Origin of the sequence: Paenibacillus sp. GM1FR, from assembly GCF_002803315.1 — a bacterium.
Lineage (GTDB): Bacteria > Bacillota > Bacilli > Paenibacillales > Paenibacillaceae > Paenibacillus > Paenibacillus amylolyticus.
The window spans coordinates 38,495-52,350 of sequence record NZ_MKZL01000016.1 but is presented as its reverse complement, the minus strand read 5'-3'; the positions used below and the strand labels follow the sequence as shown (position 1 = coordinate 52,350).

General features: G+C 47.1%; 15 protein-coding genes and 1 pseudogene. 14 read left to right on the top strand and 2 right to left on the bottom strand.

Annotated features, from left to right (window positions below; translation table 11 throughout):
• The first annotated feature begins 147 nt into the window (after window positions 1-147).
• The 14 genes and pseudogenes from PAEAM_RS13855 to PAEAM_RS13790 all read left to right on the top strand — a co-directional run bounded on the left by PAEAM_RS13855 (window position 148) and on the right by PAEAM_RS13790 (window position 11,213).
• Window positions 148-1,296 carry an RluA family pseudouridine synthase gene (locus PAEAM_RS13855; RefSeq protein ID WP_100527934.1) on the top strand — a complete coding sequence of 383 codons (1,149 nt, stop codon included), beginning with the start codon at window positions 148-150 and terminating at the stop codon, window positions 1,294-1,296.
• A 36-nt stretch (window positions 1,297-1,332) separates the two neighbouring features.
• Window positions 1,333-1,911 (top strand): SLOG family protein, encoded by a 579-nt coding sequence (locus PAEAM_RS13850; protein ID WP_026081201.1) that lies wholly within the window; start codon window positions 1,333-1,335, stop codon window positions 1,909-1,911.
• A 158-nt stretch (window positions 1,912-2,069) separates the two neighbouring features.
• Window positions 2,070-2,885: an adenosylmethionine decarboxylase gene (gene speD / locus PAEAM_RS13845; RefSeq protein WP_036610662.1), complete on the top strand. Its 816-nt coding sequence runs from the start codon at window positions 2,070-2,072 to the stop codon at window positions 2,883-2,885.
• A 183-nt stretch (window positions 2,886-3,068) separates the two neighbouring features.
• Complete coding sequence (flgB, locus tag PAEAM_RS13840) at window positions 3,069-3,479, top strand: flagellar basal body rod protein FlgB (protein ID WP_036610664.1); 411 nt, start codon at window positions 3,069-3,071, stop codon at window positions 3,477-3,479.
• 150 nt (window positions 3,480-3,629) lie between these two features.
• Window positions 3,630-4,118, top strand: a pseudogene (locus PAEAM_RS13835) (GNAT family N-acetyltransferase); the annotation flags it as partial.
• Between the two features lie 159 nt (window positions 4,119-4,277).
• Window positions 4,278-4,730 (top strand): NUDIX domain-containing protein, encoded by a 453-nt coding sequence (locus PAEAM_RS13830; RefSeq protein WP_036611088.1) that lies wholly within the window; start codon window positions 4,278-4,280, stop codon window positions 4,728-4,730.
• A gap of 18 nt (window positions 4,731-4,748) precedes the next feature.
• Window positions 4,749-5,612: a helix-turn-helix transcriptional regulator gene (locus PAEAM_RS13825; RefSeq protein WP_100527933.1), complete on the top strand. Its 864-nt coding sequence runs from the start codon at window positions 4,749-4,751 to the stop codon at window positions 5,610-5,612.
• A 68-nt stretch (window positions 5,613-5,680) separates the two neighbouring features.
• Window positions 5,681-6,208: an ankyrin repeat domain-containing protein gene (locus PAEAM_RS13820; RefSeq protein WP_100527932.1), complete on the top strand. Its 528-nt coding sequence runs from the start codon at window positions 5,681-5,683 to the stop codon at window positions 6,206-6,208.
• Window positions 6,209-6,380: 172 nt separating this feature from the next.
• Window positions 6,381-6,896 (top strand): sigma-70 family RNA polymerase sigma factor, encoded by a 516-nt coding sequence (locus PAEAM_RS13815; RefSeq protein WP_076327227.1) that lies wholly within the window; start codon window positions 6,381-6,383, stop codon window positions 6,894-6,896.
• Window positions 6,893-8,230, top strand: a complete 1,338-nt coding sequence (locus tag PAEAM_RS13810; RefSeq protein ID WP_100527931.1) for a DUF4179 domain-containing protein — start codon at window positions 6,893-6,895, stop codon at window positions 8,228-8,230. The genes PAEAM_RS13815 and PAEAM_RS13810 overlap by 4 nt, the downstream gene beginning before the upstream one ends.
• Window positions 8,231-8,325: 95 nt before the next feature.
• The gene (locus tag PAEAM_RS13805) at window positions 8,326-9,369 is read left to right on the top strand and encodes a S66 family peptidase (RefSeq protein WP_100527930.1); all 1,044 of its coding nucleotides are present in this window, start codon (window positions 8,326-8,328) and stop codon (window positions 9,367-9,369) included.
• A 64-nt stretch (window positions 9,370-9,433) separates the two neighbouring features.
• The gene (locus tag PAEAM_RS13800; protein WP_036669286.1) at window positions 9,434-9,739 is read left to right on the top strand and encodes a hypothetical protein; all 306 of its coding nucleotides are present in this window, start codon (window positions 9,434-9,436) and stop codon (window positions 9,737-9,739) included.
• 235 nt (window positions 9,740-9,974) lie between these two features.
• On the top strand, window positions 9,975-10,736 hold the full coding sequence (locus tag PAEAM_RS13795; protein ID WP_100527973.1) for a threonine/serine exporter family protein: 762 nt from the start codon (window positions 9,975-9,977) through the stop codon (window positions 10,734-10,736).
• Between the two features lie 18 nt (window positions 10,737-10,754).
• Window positions 10,755-11,213, top strand: coding sequence for a threonine/serine exporter family protein (locus PAEAM_RS13790; RefSeq protein WP_047842069.1), 459 nt, complete (start codon window positions 10,755-10,757; stop codon window positions 11,211-11,213).
• 130 nt (window positions 11,214-11,343) lie between these two features.
• Here PAEAM_RS13790 and PAEAM_RS13785 read toward each other — a convergent pair whose 3' ends face one another.
• Window positions 11,344-11,889, bottom strand: a complete 546-nt coding sequence (locus tag PAEAM_RS13785; RefSeq protein ID WP_100527929.1) for a DUF2569 domain-containing protein — start codon at window positions 11,887-11,889, stop codon at window positions 11,344-11,346.
• Window positions 11,890-11,999: 110 nt separating this feature from the next.
• Complete coding sequence (locus PAEAM_RS13780; RefSeq protein WP_243391354.1) at window positions 12,000-13,856, bottom strand: transglycosylase domain-containing protein; 1,857 nt, start codon at window positions 13,854-13,856, stop codon at window positions 12,000-12,002.

The window sequence follows — 13,856 nt, the reverse complement described above, 5'->3', positions numbered from 1 at the left end:
TCACTACTCTTATGATTGGATGTATAGCAGATTGTATGAACCTATTTTTATTTGTCGACTGTTAATGGTATATTGAACTGCATAACGAAAATGAACGGATCGTATGCACACAAGCGGTACAGGCTGTTCAGAAGGAGATTACTATTCATGAATAAACGCAAACGTCCAACCAGCAAGACATCGGCCTCGGCCAAGGGGAAATCTTATGCAGGTTCATCTTCAGCACGGTCCGGCAAGTCCAACTTCTCATCTGCCAAAACATCAGGTACTTCCGCATCACGCAATACTGAGGAGAATAAGAAGCCAATAACCGCGAAATCATCGGGTGCACCCAAGAAAGCTGGAGGCAACAAACCCAAAAATGCCAGCGCATCCAAACGACCAGGCAATTCCTACTATCGCAAGCAGGAACCACCACGCCAGTACAAAGTAACTGAACCGGATGAACTGTTGAACTTCCTGTTGCAACATTTGAAATCAGGACGGAACGCAGTGAAGTCCATTCTGGGTCGTGGACAGGTATCCGTCGATCAGAAGGTCGTAACGAAGTTTAATGAAGCGCTGACGCCAGGTCAGATTGTCTACATCCGAAAAGAAGGTGCAGTTGCTGCTCCATCCTTGACGGGTATTAACATTTTGCATGAAGACGATGATATCATTGTGATCCGCAAGGAAGCCGGACTATTGTCCATTGCCGCTGACAAGACAGATGACCTGACGGCTTATCGCCAACTGACAGAGCATGTGCGCCGCACCAATCCGCTCAACCGGATCTTTGTTGTCCATCGTCTGGATCGGGATACGTCGGGTGTGATGATGTTTGCCAAAAGTGAAGAGGTGCAGCAGAAGCTGCAAAACAACTGGAAGGAAAATGTGCAGGACCGCGTATACGTTGCCCTTGTTGAAGGTTCGGTAGCCAAAGAAGAAGGTACCATCTCTTCCTGGTTGAAGGAAACCAAAACGCTGAAAATGTACTCCAGCTCTCGTCCGAATGATGGACAACACGCCATCACACATTACAAACGTCTGAAGTCGAATCGTGAGTTCTCCTTGCTGGAAGTGCGTCTGGAGACAGGTCGTAAAAATCAGATTCGTGTGCATATGGAAGATCTCGGACATCCGATTGCTGGTGACAGAAAATACGGCGCACGCACAAGAGACCTTGGTCGTCTCGGACTTCATGCACGTATACTCTCGTTTATCCATCCCACAACGGATGAGTTAATGTCATTCGAAACGGATATTCCGAAGCCATTCCTGTATCCGTTCCGTGCAGAAACTCCACCTGCGAAATAACTGCACCTTGATCATGCCTGAAAGGAGGAACGGACACTGAAAAACCTGTTAATCACCGGTTACCGGGCACATGAATTGCAGATTTTTGGACAGAAGCATGAAGGTATTCCTTTTATCAAAAAAGCCATCTCCTCCCGCCTCACTCCCCTTGTCGAGGATGGTTTGGAATGGGTGCTGACGCCTGGACAATACGGTGTGGACCTGTGGGCCTGCGAAGTGGTCATTGATCTGAAGAAGACGTACCCACATCTGAAACTGTCGATCATCACTGCCTTTCAGAACCCGGAGGAGCAATGGAAAGAAGACAAGCAGGAGTATTACCGTTCCATCCTCTCGGGTGTGGACTATTACGGTGCGATTAGCAATCAACCTTATATCGGGCCGTGGCAGTTCACTGCACGGGATGACCTGTTGCTGCGTAAAAGCGACGGTCTTCTGCTCGTCTATGACGAAGATGCCGGTGAAGGCAGTCCCCGTTTTGTGAAGGAAAAAGCCGTGAAGAAACAGCAGAACGAGGACTATACAATCATCAGTGTCACTTCAGAGGATATTCAATCTGTAGCTGAGGATGAGCGCATGAACGATATTGCGGACTTCGACGATTCTTCATTCTGAAAAAAATGTAGATCATCTGAAGTCCATTCATGCATAGCTTTCATTAGAGGGGAATCGTATTTTGAATGACGTACATATGTTTTTTTTCGAGGCAGGTTGGGTATAAGTAGTATTATAACTGCGATGATATGTCGTATGGGATAAGGGGAACTGCAACCATGACAATTACGCCAGAGCAGCGCATTCAACTGCATGGATTTAACAACCTGACCAAGTCGCTCAGCTTTAATATGTACGATATTTGTTATACCAAAACCAAAGACGAACGCGAAGCTTACATTGAATATATTGATGAACAGTATAATGCCGCCCGGTTGAGTAAAATTCTGAACAACGTCTCTGACATCATTGGGGCTCATGTTCTTAATGTTGCCCAGCAGGATTACGTGCCTCAAGGTGCGAGTGTTACGATGCTTGTCTCAGAAGGCCCAATCGTGGAGATCCCTGAAGAATCACTCGATGAATCTCCCGGCCCTCTGCCCGATAACGTTGTCATGCAGCTGGATAAAAGCCATATCACTGTGCACACCTACCCTGAATTTCATCCTAGTGAAGGTATCAGTACCTTCCGTGCGGACATTGATGTCTCCACCTGTGGTGAGATCTCACCGCTTAAGGCACTGAATTATCTGATCCACTCCTTTGATACGGACATTATGACGATGGATTACAGGGTGCGTGGTTTTACGCGGGATACGAGCGGACGCAAGCTGTTCATTGACCATGAGATCGGCTCGATTCAGAATTATATTCCGGATGAGATCAAGAGCAGCTTTGACATGATTGACGTGAACGTCTATCAGGAGAATATTTTTCACACCAAATGTAAACTGAGGGAATTTGATCTCGATAATTATCTGTTTGGGTACACCAAGGATAAGCTCAGCAAAAAGGAACAACAGGAGATCACGGAGTGGCTGAAGCTGGAGATGGACGAGATCTATTACGGCAAAAATATTAATCGTCCCTCTTAAAGAGGTTGTTCAACGCTGATCCATGAGGGCAAAATCTAAGACAAGATTTCATGAAGGCAGGGTTCTTCTTATCGGGGGACCTCCGGCATGTGCTTGTCTTTTTCTTTGTTATGTTGACAGTGTGCAACTTAATTTCTTATTATAGAAGTAACTGTACAATCTACAGTGAAGGAGACTGAGCCCGTGATCGAAACGAATACGACAAGACGTAACGAATCACTGTTACAAGCGCTTACTGCACAGCACAATGCCATTACCAACAACATAGCCAATGCAGACACGCCCAACTACAAAAAGAAAACGGTAGAGTTTCAGGAAGAGTTGAGACGTATCGTTGAAAATGGCAAAACAGATCAGCTCGCCATGAAGCGGACTCATGACAAACACTTTCCTATCAGTGATCCCAATTCTTCAATCGTACAGTACCGAATTGTCGAGAACAACGAAACAGCCATGAACAATAACAACAATAACGTTGACATTGACAAGGAAATGGCGAATCTTTCGGAGAATCAGCTCATGTATAACTACATGGTTGATCGGGTCAGTGGACATTACAAAAAAATGAAGAATTTATTGAATGATCTGAAATAATGAATGTACAAGCAGCCCGAAATGGCTGCTTTTTTTTATGATCTTTTTCCCTGAGTGTAGCTCGTTTGGTGCCATTTTTCGGTATCCTCTCCTGTTCGTAGTATAATGGGGAGAAACGATTGATTTCATATCGAACAAAAGAGGTGCAACATGTCTCCACGTCATTTAAATGGTTTTCAAGGTTCCAAAGTCAGATTAGCGGCCCCATGCCCGGAAGATTGCATGCGTCTCTCCCGCTTCACAGATGATTATGAATATTTGCGCAACATGGATACCGATATCGCGATCCCGTTAACGCCGGATGAAACGGGTTCTTCGTCTGTCCGCCGAGACAACGGATTTGAATTTGCATTACGTACACTGGAGGGTAACCGATTCATTGGATTCACAGCCCTCTACCGAATTGAATGGAACAATCGGTCGGCTCGTCTGGCCATTGGTATCGGCGAAGAAAATGATCGAGGTAAAGGTTACGGAAGCGACGCTCTGGCTCTGATTCTTCGATATGGCTTCCACGAATTGAACCTGAACCGGATTGCACTGGAAGTCATTGAATACAATGAAGCCGCGAGACGTGCGTACCTAAAAGCCGGATTCCGGGAAGAGGGTCGCCAGCGTTCAGCAGTTTTGCGGGATGGCATGCATTATGACCTGATCTCAATGAGTATTCTTGCTGAAGAATGGTCCGCACAGGCTGGGCTTCCCTTGTCATTCCAGTCTACTCGTACTCCTGAATCTGGGGATATGGTAGCGGGTGGTTTTTCACAACGTAATGGGAACGAACAAGCTGCGCTGTCAATGTCGGAATTAAGTTCTGTTCCAAAAGGTGAATCTGAAATTTCACCTCGCATCGGCGTAGGTGCGGTCATCCTGAATGAACGGGGCGAAGTGCTTCTCGCCTGGCGGAATCGTCAGCCTGAACAGCACACTTGGAGTATTCCTGGCGGGAAAGTCGATCCCTATGAATCACTGGAAACTGCCGTCATCCGTGAAATCAAGGAGGAAGTGAATCTGGATATCGCCATTGACAGTCTGCTCTGCACGGCGGAGACGATCCAGCCACAACAGAAGGAACATTGGATATCCGTGCTCTATTCCACCAAGGTGATTGGCGGTCATGCTCGTAATCTGGAAGAAGGCGGAGCCATCGGTGAGATCGGCTGGTTCCCATTGAATGATCTGCCCTCTCCACTCGCCTGCTTTGCGGTACCGGGGCTGGAAGCTGTGAAGAAGTTGTATAACCAGAATTAAGCTTGGAGGTGCTTGCAAGTGTTGGAGATTCCTCTTGCTCGACCTGTACCCTTCATTCTGCATGAATCGAGTTCCCAATTCGATTGGAAAGGCAGCGGCTCGCTATCACTGAAAACATTCCGTAACGGAAAAACGCTCTATGAAGCGGGACGCGGTCACTTCGCAGTCAATAATGAGAACTATCTGCTTCTGAATGAGGGCCAGGAATATAGTCTTCACATTGATTCATCTACTCCAGTTGAATCCTTCTGTATCTTCTTCCCTCCCGGTTATGTGGAAGAGATCGGTCGGAATCTAATGACCAGTGATCTTCGGCTACTTCATGAGCCGTATAGTTATTCTTCCTCAAGCAAGATGGAGTGGGTAGAACGTACATACGCGATGGATAATCGGCTTGGTGCAGCCCTGAATCATTTGCGGAATTTGTACAGTCAATACAAGCTAGATTCCTGGGCAATAGCGGAACAGCTTCATCAGCTTGCTGTTCACATGCTGGATCTACACCGTAACGTTCAGCAAGAGATCAACGAACTGGATATGATCAGACGTTCAACCAGAGAAGAGTTGTACCGAAGAGTGTATATCGGGCATGAGTATATCTCCGCCTACTATGATCAGCCGTTAACGCTAGAACAGACTGCAACGGCTGCACAACTATCCGTGAATCATTTTCTACGCAGTTATAAAAAGTTGTTTGGTACTTCACCCCATCGTTATCTGACTGAATGTAGACTATTGGCTGCGAAGCGGCTTTTGCTAGATTCGGACAGGTCTGTCACCAATATCTGTTATGATGTGGGCTTCGAAAGCCTCGGTTCGTTCAGTTCATTATTCACTAAACGCTTCCATAGCTCTCCTTCCCAGCTGCGGGCAAAAAGGTGATTATGAAGAAGAACCTCTGAAGAGGAACATCTATAATTAAATTATCTCATCAAATGGAGGTATTCCTTATGAATCATGCAGAACAGATTAATCAACTATTTCAGGCTGCACAGTCTGGAGATGTGGCCAACCTGCACTTATTGCTCGCTTCTCACCCGGAACTCACCAATACTGAAAATCAGGATGGGTTAACTCCGCTGGGATATGCCTCTCATTATGGACAAGCAGGAGCAGTTCGTCTTCTTCTGGAGCATGGAGCCGATGTTAACACCCTTTCTCATTCCAAGATTTCCTTTATTCCGTCCAATACTGCACTGCATGCCGCACTTGCTGGAGAACGTTCACCAGAAGTTATCCAACTTTTACTCGAACATGGGGCATCCACGAATATTCTGGACAGCGATGGACAATATGCGTTGCACTCGGCAGCATTTCATACGGATCAGATCGAACTTATCGAGATGTTACTTCAGCATGGAGCTGATCCAAACGCGCTAAACTCAGCAGGCCAGACCGCACTAGAGATTTCACTTGAACGTGGTAACACGTCTACAGCTTCATGTCTGCGAGCAGCCGTTACAGCGCATCAGCAATAATGATTAGATAACGTGAGTAATACGCGAATAACCGTCAAGACTCTTTTTGGAGTACAAAGAGAAGGTCTGACGGTTATTTGTTGTCCGATTACATACCTTTTTTCAGAAAACAAGAACCGTTTGAAGCTTTACACGGTCTAATACTCAACATATCCATGAAAGGAGGAGCCATGTGACCCCTACTCAGCTCACCATCGCCGCACAAAAAGGGGATGCCGAGGCTTTTGCAGCCTTAATGGAATTACATCAGAGCCAACTGTACCGTATCGCCTATGCCTATCTGCATAACGAAGGTGATGCGCTCGAAGCGATTCAGGAATCAACGTTCAGGGCGTTCCGTAAGCTCAAAAAATTAAAAGAACCATCCTACTTCGGCACTTGGCTCATCCGCATTCTGCTCAACTACTGTGCGGACGAACGCAAACGCAAAAGTCGGTTCAGTCCCGTCACCGAGATTCATGAATCCAGCAGCTGGGATCGTCCTGCGGACCCCGATCTTGCTGCGGCCGTATCCACCCTTGACCGGGATTGCAAACAGATTATTATCCTGAGTTATTTCGAAGGTTTCTCCTTAACTGAAGTTGCCGATATTCTCGAAATCCCGACCGGAACCGTAAAATCCCGATTACATCGGGCACTCGGACAGCTCCGTGATCAACTTGAAACGAAGGGAGATGTATCCTCATGACGGATGAACAAAACTCATTGGACACATTGGAAGAACGTCTGAATGCTCGAAAGACGGAGTACGAAACAATGCCTGTGCCCGATTCCGCCGCCTATCAGGCTGTGCAGTCCGGAATCCGCCAGGCTGCCCGTAAGCGAAAGTCCCGGCTGCGCTGGTACATGAGTTCCATCTCGGCAGCGGCCTTCATCCTGCTGTTTACCGGATGTATCCGTGTCTCTCCCGCTTTTGCATCCTTCGTGGAGCAATTGCCCGGAATGGAGGGCATTGTGAGTATGATTCGCCAGGACAAAGGATTAATGATGGCCATCGATAAGTCCCTCTTACAGCAGGTCGGTGTCACCGACGAGCATGATGGTACTTCCTTGACCGTTGAAGGCATTATCACAGACGAGTCACGTATGGTTATTTTTTACACGATGAAAGGCATGAAAGATCCCGAGAAATTCAACTATGATATTGATCTGCTCGATGAGAACGGTAATGATCTTCCAGTTGCGTTTACTCACGCTTATCCAACACCTTCACCAGACGAGAATGTGAATGAGAATATGATAGACGTGATCTTCACGGATGGAACCTCTCCTCCTGAAGAGCTGAGCGTCGTGTTTAAGGCCAGAGATACAACGCGTGCAGAAAAGTGGAAAATAACGTTCCCGGTAGACAAGAATCTTACCAAAGGCATGAAAAAGGTCATTCCTGTGAATCAGACGTTAACAGTGGATGGACAGCGTATTGATGTGAAACAGGCTACTATGTATCCAACACGTCTTGTGCTTGATGTGAATTTTGATCCTAAAAATACCAAGAAGGTATTTGGCCTCAGCGATCTTCAACTGGTTGATGAGCAAGGCCGCGCGTGGAGAACAGATACCTCAACCGGTGAGGATGAACGTTCCATTTACTTCGAAAGCATGTACTTCTCCATACCGAAAAAGCTGACGTTACAGGGATCTGGCTTCTCCGGATTGGATAAAGATGAGTTGGATCTTACCCTTGATCTGAAGTCACACCGGATTACAGGTGGACCACCTGGATTGAAGATGGTAGGCAGCAAGGTCGAAGGCAAAGATCTAATTATTGACTTCTCCGTTGCTGGCAGGATGGACGGTGGGTTCGTTCTAACTTTCAGGAAAGTTACAGACAGTACAGGGAAGTCATATGAAGTCCCTGGCTCCAGTTGGAGTAGTGGAGAGGGAACGGATGACAGTCATACGATTGTTTCTTCTACTATCAAAAATGGAGCCAAATTAAAAGGGGAAGCGAAAATGAACATCTCCACCTATCCGATGAAAGTAAAGTCTCCCTTCTCATTGGACATCCCTGTTAATCCTTAATTTTCTACCAGTAGGCTGTGATTATCGCAAATATTCTATATAATGGAAACATTCATTATTACGAGCAATGATGTTCATAGGGAAGGTGTTTAGATATGAATCAACGTTCCATCCGTTATCCGCAGCCACTCGCTCCGGGAAATACCATCGGTGTAGCAGCACCCTCCAGCGGTGTAGGCGAATCCCTATACCATTATCTTGAGGAGAGCAAACGTAATATGGAGCGCCTTGGTTTTGGCGTGCTGGAAAGCCCATCGCTCCGCCACAACACCAAATGTGTGAGTGCCTCCAAAGAGGAACGCGCCGAAGAGATGAATGAGTTTTTCCGCAATCCAAATATTCAAGCCATTATCCCTCCATGGGGCGGGGAATTTCTGATGGATATCCTCCCCCTGCTGGATTGGGAAGCTTTGAAAACATTACCGCCCAAATGGGTCATGGGATATTCGGATATAAGTACGTTCCTGTTCGCCTATACCCTGATCACCGGAACAGCATCAGCACATGGCACCAACTATGTTGATCTAAGATCAAACGCCCTCGATCCCGTGACTGCGCGCTGGATTGATGTGTTACAGACCAAATACGGCGGACAGATCACACAATCGTCTTCCACACATTATCAATCGGCATGGAAACCGGAATTGCCTGGATTTAACCTGGATACACCTTCGCAATGGAAACAGCTCGGCCACTCGGAAGATGCAGATACCGCTGTGTCGTTCTCCGGTCGGCTGATCGGTGGCTGTATGGATACAATCTCCAGTCTGATTGGCACGCCATATGCACCTGTTGCATCCTATCTGGAGCAATACTGTGCAGTCGAAGGTACCATCTGGTATCTGGAGAGCTGTGAGATGAATGCGGGGGATATCTACCGTCATCTGTGGCAGATGAAACAGGCTGGCTGGTTTGCAGGTGTGAAAGGTTTCATGTTCGGCCGACCTGCGGGTTATTCCGATACAGCGGATTTTAATTTCACCGATGCCCTATCCTCTGCACTTGGGGATCTGGATGTCCCTGTACTGTACGATGTGGATCTCGGCCATGTTCCGCCGCAGCTCACCTTTGTGAATGGAGCATTGGGCAAAGTCGCTTATGAAAATGGACGCGGGAGCCTTGAGATGGCGTTTGTGTAATCACCTTTTATAGGCAGATGCATACCTTGAAGTAAGAACTTATTTTGAGGAAGGGTTGTGCATCATGTCTGAATCTACATCCACGCCATCCACGCGTGTCGTGTATCAAGCCAATCAACCGATGCTTCAATCCGTGCAAAATGTGCGGAATATGCTTCATCATACAGCTCGGCAGCATATAGGCAAGAAGGTACAAGTCCAGAATATCGATGGGCAAGTGTGGGAAGGTGTCGTCATCAGTGCAGACCGGGGAATTTTGTATCTCCAGGTTACCCCGATGCATGGATATCCTGAACCGCGCGCTTTGTTTGGACCAACGATTTTGCCGCTTGTGCTGTATGAATTGTTGGTTATCACACTGTTGATGTAGTGGTATTGTACTTCTATATCCGAACCTGTTCCAAGAAGCTTCGCTCCTGAGATCTTTAAGTCTTGGGAACGAGGCTTTTTTATCGTCTTGGCGATGGTGCGGTATGATTCCTTGCGAGCGTGTGAAATATGATACAATGGTGTCGCACCACCCCATATCTCATATGAAACGGAGCTTGATCCGGTTGGAATACATACGTCATGATTCATCACCCGTATCACAAGCCGAGACGGGTATGATTGGCAGCAATCCTACTGAACAATCACGCGTGATTGCAATCTGTCTGCTCGCAGGCAAAATCATGCTACAAAGCGGTGGTGAAACCTACCGTGTGGAAGATACGATGAAACGTATGGCAGCTGCGCTGGGCTTACCCCATTCGCACAGTTACGTTGTTCCGACAGGCATCTTCTTCTCTGTTGATGCAACCGAACCTGCCAAGCTCATTCGTATCTCCGAGCGTACGACGGATCTGGACAAGGTGTCCGAGGTGAATGCGGTCTCCCGTCGCATCGGACAAGGTGAGCTATCCGCTCAGGAAGCCCATGATCTGTTGATACAGATCGAAGGAAAGCCCTCCTCCTATTCAACGGCTGTGCAGCTTACGGCCGCAGCGTTATCCAGTGGTTGTTTTACCATTATGTTTGGCGGGGGATGGAGCGACTTTCTTCCGGCGTTAATCTGCGGGGGCATAGGTTATGCAGCCGTTATTGCCTTTCACAGGTTGGTGCGGGTCAAATTCTTTGCCGAGCTTACGGCATCCTTTGTTATTGGTTTACTCGCTTTTTTCCTCATCTACATGGGAGTAGGTCATGAACGGGACAAAATCATTATTGGTTCGGTTATGCCGCTGGTTCCGGGGCTGCTGATTACCAATGCTGTACGCGATCTGATGGCCGGACATCTCGTATCCGGATTATCCAAGGGAGCTGAGGCATTTCTGACCGCCTTTGCCATAGGTACCGGCATCGCAGTTGTATTTTCACTTTTTATGTAAGACGGAGGAATGCAGGATATGCTCCATTTTATTGAACAAGCCTTAACCAGTTTTGTCGCTTCAGCCGCGTTTGGGATCATCTTCAACGCACCACGGCGCATGCTGCTCCACGGTGGATTTGTCGGCATGATCGGCTGGATTATCTATATCGTGCTTGAATATGCAGCGGATGCGGTTCCTGCTACACTTGCAGCGACCATAGCCGTAGGTGTCATCAGCCAGGTATTCTCTCGCATGTTTCGCGCACCCGTCATCATCTTCAGCGTCGCAGGCATCATTCCTCTCGTTCCTGGTGGACTGGCGTATAATGCAATGCGAAGTTTTGTGCAAAATGACTACAGTGCCGCTATGGAGATGGCCGCCAAGGCACTCATGTTATCCGGCGCTATTGCCGTAGGCCTTGTGTTATCCGAGGTATTGAACCAGATGATACGCCGAATTCCCGCCTCACTGCGGACAAAATCATCATCGAAATGATTATTCTTTTCACATATTCAGCACACGTAAGGCCCGTTAGCATACAGGATAAAATCTTGTATAACAACGGGCCTTACATATCGCTTTTTATAGAGCACTATAGTGCAGTGAGACAATCAAAGAAGTCTATTTACTTCACAAACGTATTTTTCACACGTACCGACTTTAGGAAATATGGAATGAAGATACAGCACGTCAGAATGGATCGTACGATCAGCTGAAAAGCCGGAGTTGCATCAAGCACATGCTGTTCTCTTGGGATTTCATTGCGCGCAATCAGAATCCACGTCACGATGCTTATGATCACATTCATCAGGTACATCACCATCATCATAAGTGGAAACTGTCTCTTCCGTTTATATAAAAGAATGAGATTCACGATAACGATCATCAATAGAATGGTACTGCTTACGAAACCAAACCACAGGAGTGGACGGATCATCTCTGCGTAAATCTGAGGATCGACACCACGGCCTACTTCCCATCTGGCAGGATCCATAATGACATTTACCTGCGACATATCCGCAATAAGAAGCACCAGTGTGACCCACAGGCCAATCTGAATTAATATAAGCCATCCGCCTAATCCGGAGATGCCAGGCCGTTCCGGTCTGATACCACTTTTAGGCTGCAGCGAGCTTGTATCCAGTTCCGAGTTCCTATATTTATAGTTCATTTCAGCCTCCGTTTACGATAGATAAGACACATATTATACATTAGAAGCTATATTCTGTGTTATCCAAGAGAAGGAAAGAACCATCTGGACTAAGGTCTCTCTCTTGCATTCTATTGGGTAGCACGTCTCATCACTGTTGCGAACAACTCCGCTGCAACACCACTTCCTGACTTCATATAATGTTTTGCATCCGTATGATCAAATCCCATCCAGACCGCCGCAGTCCAGTTGCTCGTATAGCCCACAAACCATAGATCCCGATTGGCCTCTCTTCCCACACCAGGTAATGCAGCCTGTGTTGTTCCCGTTTTCCCTGCTACCTTGTGCTGACCGAGTTGTGCCCGGCTTCCTGTTCCCTGACTGACTACATTTTGCAGCATTCTGGTCATGGCATTCGCCGTACTGGAGGAGATTACCTGCTTATTTTCCGACTTATGAGCAAATATTGTCCGTCCTTGTGAATCTGTAATCTCGCGTATCAGATGGGCCGTATTCAATTGGCCATGATTCGCAAACACCGTATAGGCCTGCGCCATCTTCATTGGCGACACTCCCTGATGCACACCTCCCAAGGCAATTGAGAGGTTTAGATCTTCTTTCCCCAGTTCAATACCGAGCCGTGCTGCAAATTGATGTGCATCGTTCAGTCCGGTCTCATGAAGCAGCCATACGGCTGGGGCATTGATAGACTTTTGCAAGGCTTGGGACATGGCTATTGAACCACTGTAACGCCCACCGAGATTGGAAGGTTGATAGCTGCCATATTGCATGCGTTTATCCGGTAGTATACTCTCTGGCTTGAACTTCCCCGACTCCAACGCAGGGCCATATGCAATAATCGGTTTAAAAGATGAACCTGGCTGCCTTGCATCCATAATCGCCCGGTTGATGCCCCCTTTTAAAGGATTACGTCCACCCATCATCGCTTTCACTTCACCGTTGTGCTGGTCGATAATAACCATACTTGCCTGGACCTGCTCGTCTTGGCGATCATCGGGGAATCGGGTAGCGTCTGCAAATGTTTCTTCCATCGCCAGTTGTGCCTGTTCCTCTAGCCCAGTTTGAATAACCCAACCTGCCGATTGAATCTCTGCTTCACTTTTACCTGTGAGCCGAGAAGCCTCCTGAATCACAGCATCCACGGCAGACACATATGCGGGCTCGCTCAAGCCCGGTGAAGTTGTTGCATTCAATACGGTTTCAGGCGGCGTGAAATCGACATCACGGGCTTGGAGCATCTGCTTTCGTGTAATTAGTCCCTGTTCATGCATTAGTCCAAGGATAACGGCACGTCTTTGTTTGGAAAGTTCAGGATAATCTACTGGATTGTATATGGATGGACCTTTAGGCATTCCAGCTAATGTAGCAATCTGCCATAGTTTCAATTGGTGCATATCCTTAATTCCGAAATACCGCCAGGCTGCCGCTTTTACACCATACTGCTGGCGTCCCATGTAGATCTGATTCAGATACATTCCCAGAATTTCATCCTTGCTATACTTCTTCTCCAGGGCCATCGCAATCGATATCTCATTCACCTTTCGACTCAACGTTTTATCCCCATTCAAATACAGATTTCTTGCCAGTTGCTGCGTAATGGAGCTTCCTCCCTGACTCAGATTCATATGTAAGATGTCTTGCATAATGGCTCTGCCAAGTCCGATGAAATCCAGTCCATCATGGTTGTAGAAACGTCGATCTTCTGTAGCCAAAAAAGCCATCTTTAATAAATCTGGCATAGCGTTCAGTTCAGCATATTCGGAATACCCTTTGGTCTGCGTATGCAACCTCGAAATTTCGGTCCCCTCTGCATTCGTAATAATGGTTGAAGAGGCCACCTGCATGGCCTCTGGACGATTACGAAGCATTCCTTCGCCATAAGTAATCAGATAGAGATAGAAAAGGGTCAATATCAAAACTACAACCACTGTGGCATCAAAAACGTAATACATCCATCGCTTGCTCAC

Bases quoted from the DNA above. Each gene is read 5' to 3' on its own strand.
- PAEAM_RS13855 (WP_100527934.1), top strand. From the start codon at position 148: ATGAATAAACGCAAACGTCCAACCAGCAAGACATCGGCCTCGGCCAAG.
- speD (WP_036610662.1), top strand. From the start codon at position 2,070: ATGACAATTACGCCAGAGCAGCGCATTCAACTGCATGGATTTAACAAC.
- PAEAM_RS13830 (WP_036611088.1), top strand. From the start codon at position 4,278: ATGTCGGAATTAAGTTCTGTTCCAAAAGGTGAATCTGAAATTTCACCT.
- PAEAM_RS13820 (WP_100527932.1), top strand. From the start codon at position 5,681: ATGAATCATGCAGAACAGATTAATCAACTATTTCAGGCTGCACAGTCT.
- PAEAM_RS13810 (WP_100527931.1), top strand. From the start codon at position 6,893: ATGACGGATGAACAAAACTCATTGGACACATTGGAAGAACGTCTGAAT.
- PAEAM_RS13805 (WP_100527930.1), top strand. From the start codon at position 8,326: ATGAATCAACGTTCCATCCGTTATCCGCAGCCACTCGCTCCGGGAAAT.
- PAEAM_RS13800 (WP_036669286.1), top strand. From the start codon at position 9,434: ATGTCTGAATCTACATCCACGCCATCCACGCGTGTCGTGTATCAAGCC.
- PAEAM_RS13795 (WP_100527973.1), top strand. From the start codon at position 9,975: ATGATTGGCAGCAATCCTACTGAACAATCACGCGTGATTGCAATCTGT.
- PAEAM_RS13790 (WP_047842069.1), top strand. From the start codon at position 10,755: ATGCTCCATTTTATTGAACAAGCCTTAACCAGTTTTGTCGCTTCAGCC.
- PAEAM_RS13785 (WP_100527929.1), bottom strand. From the start codon at position 11,889: ATGAACTATAAATATAGGAACTCGGAACTGGATACAAGCTCGCTGCAG.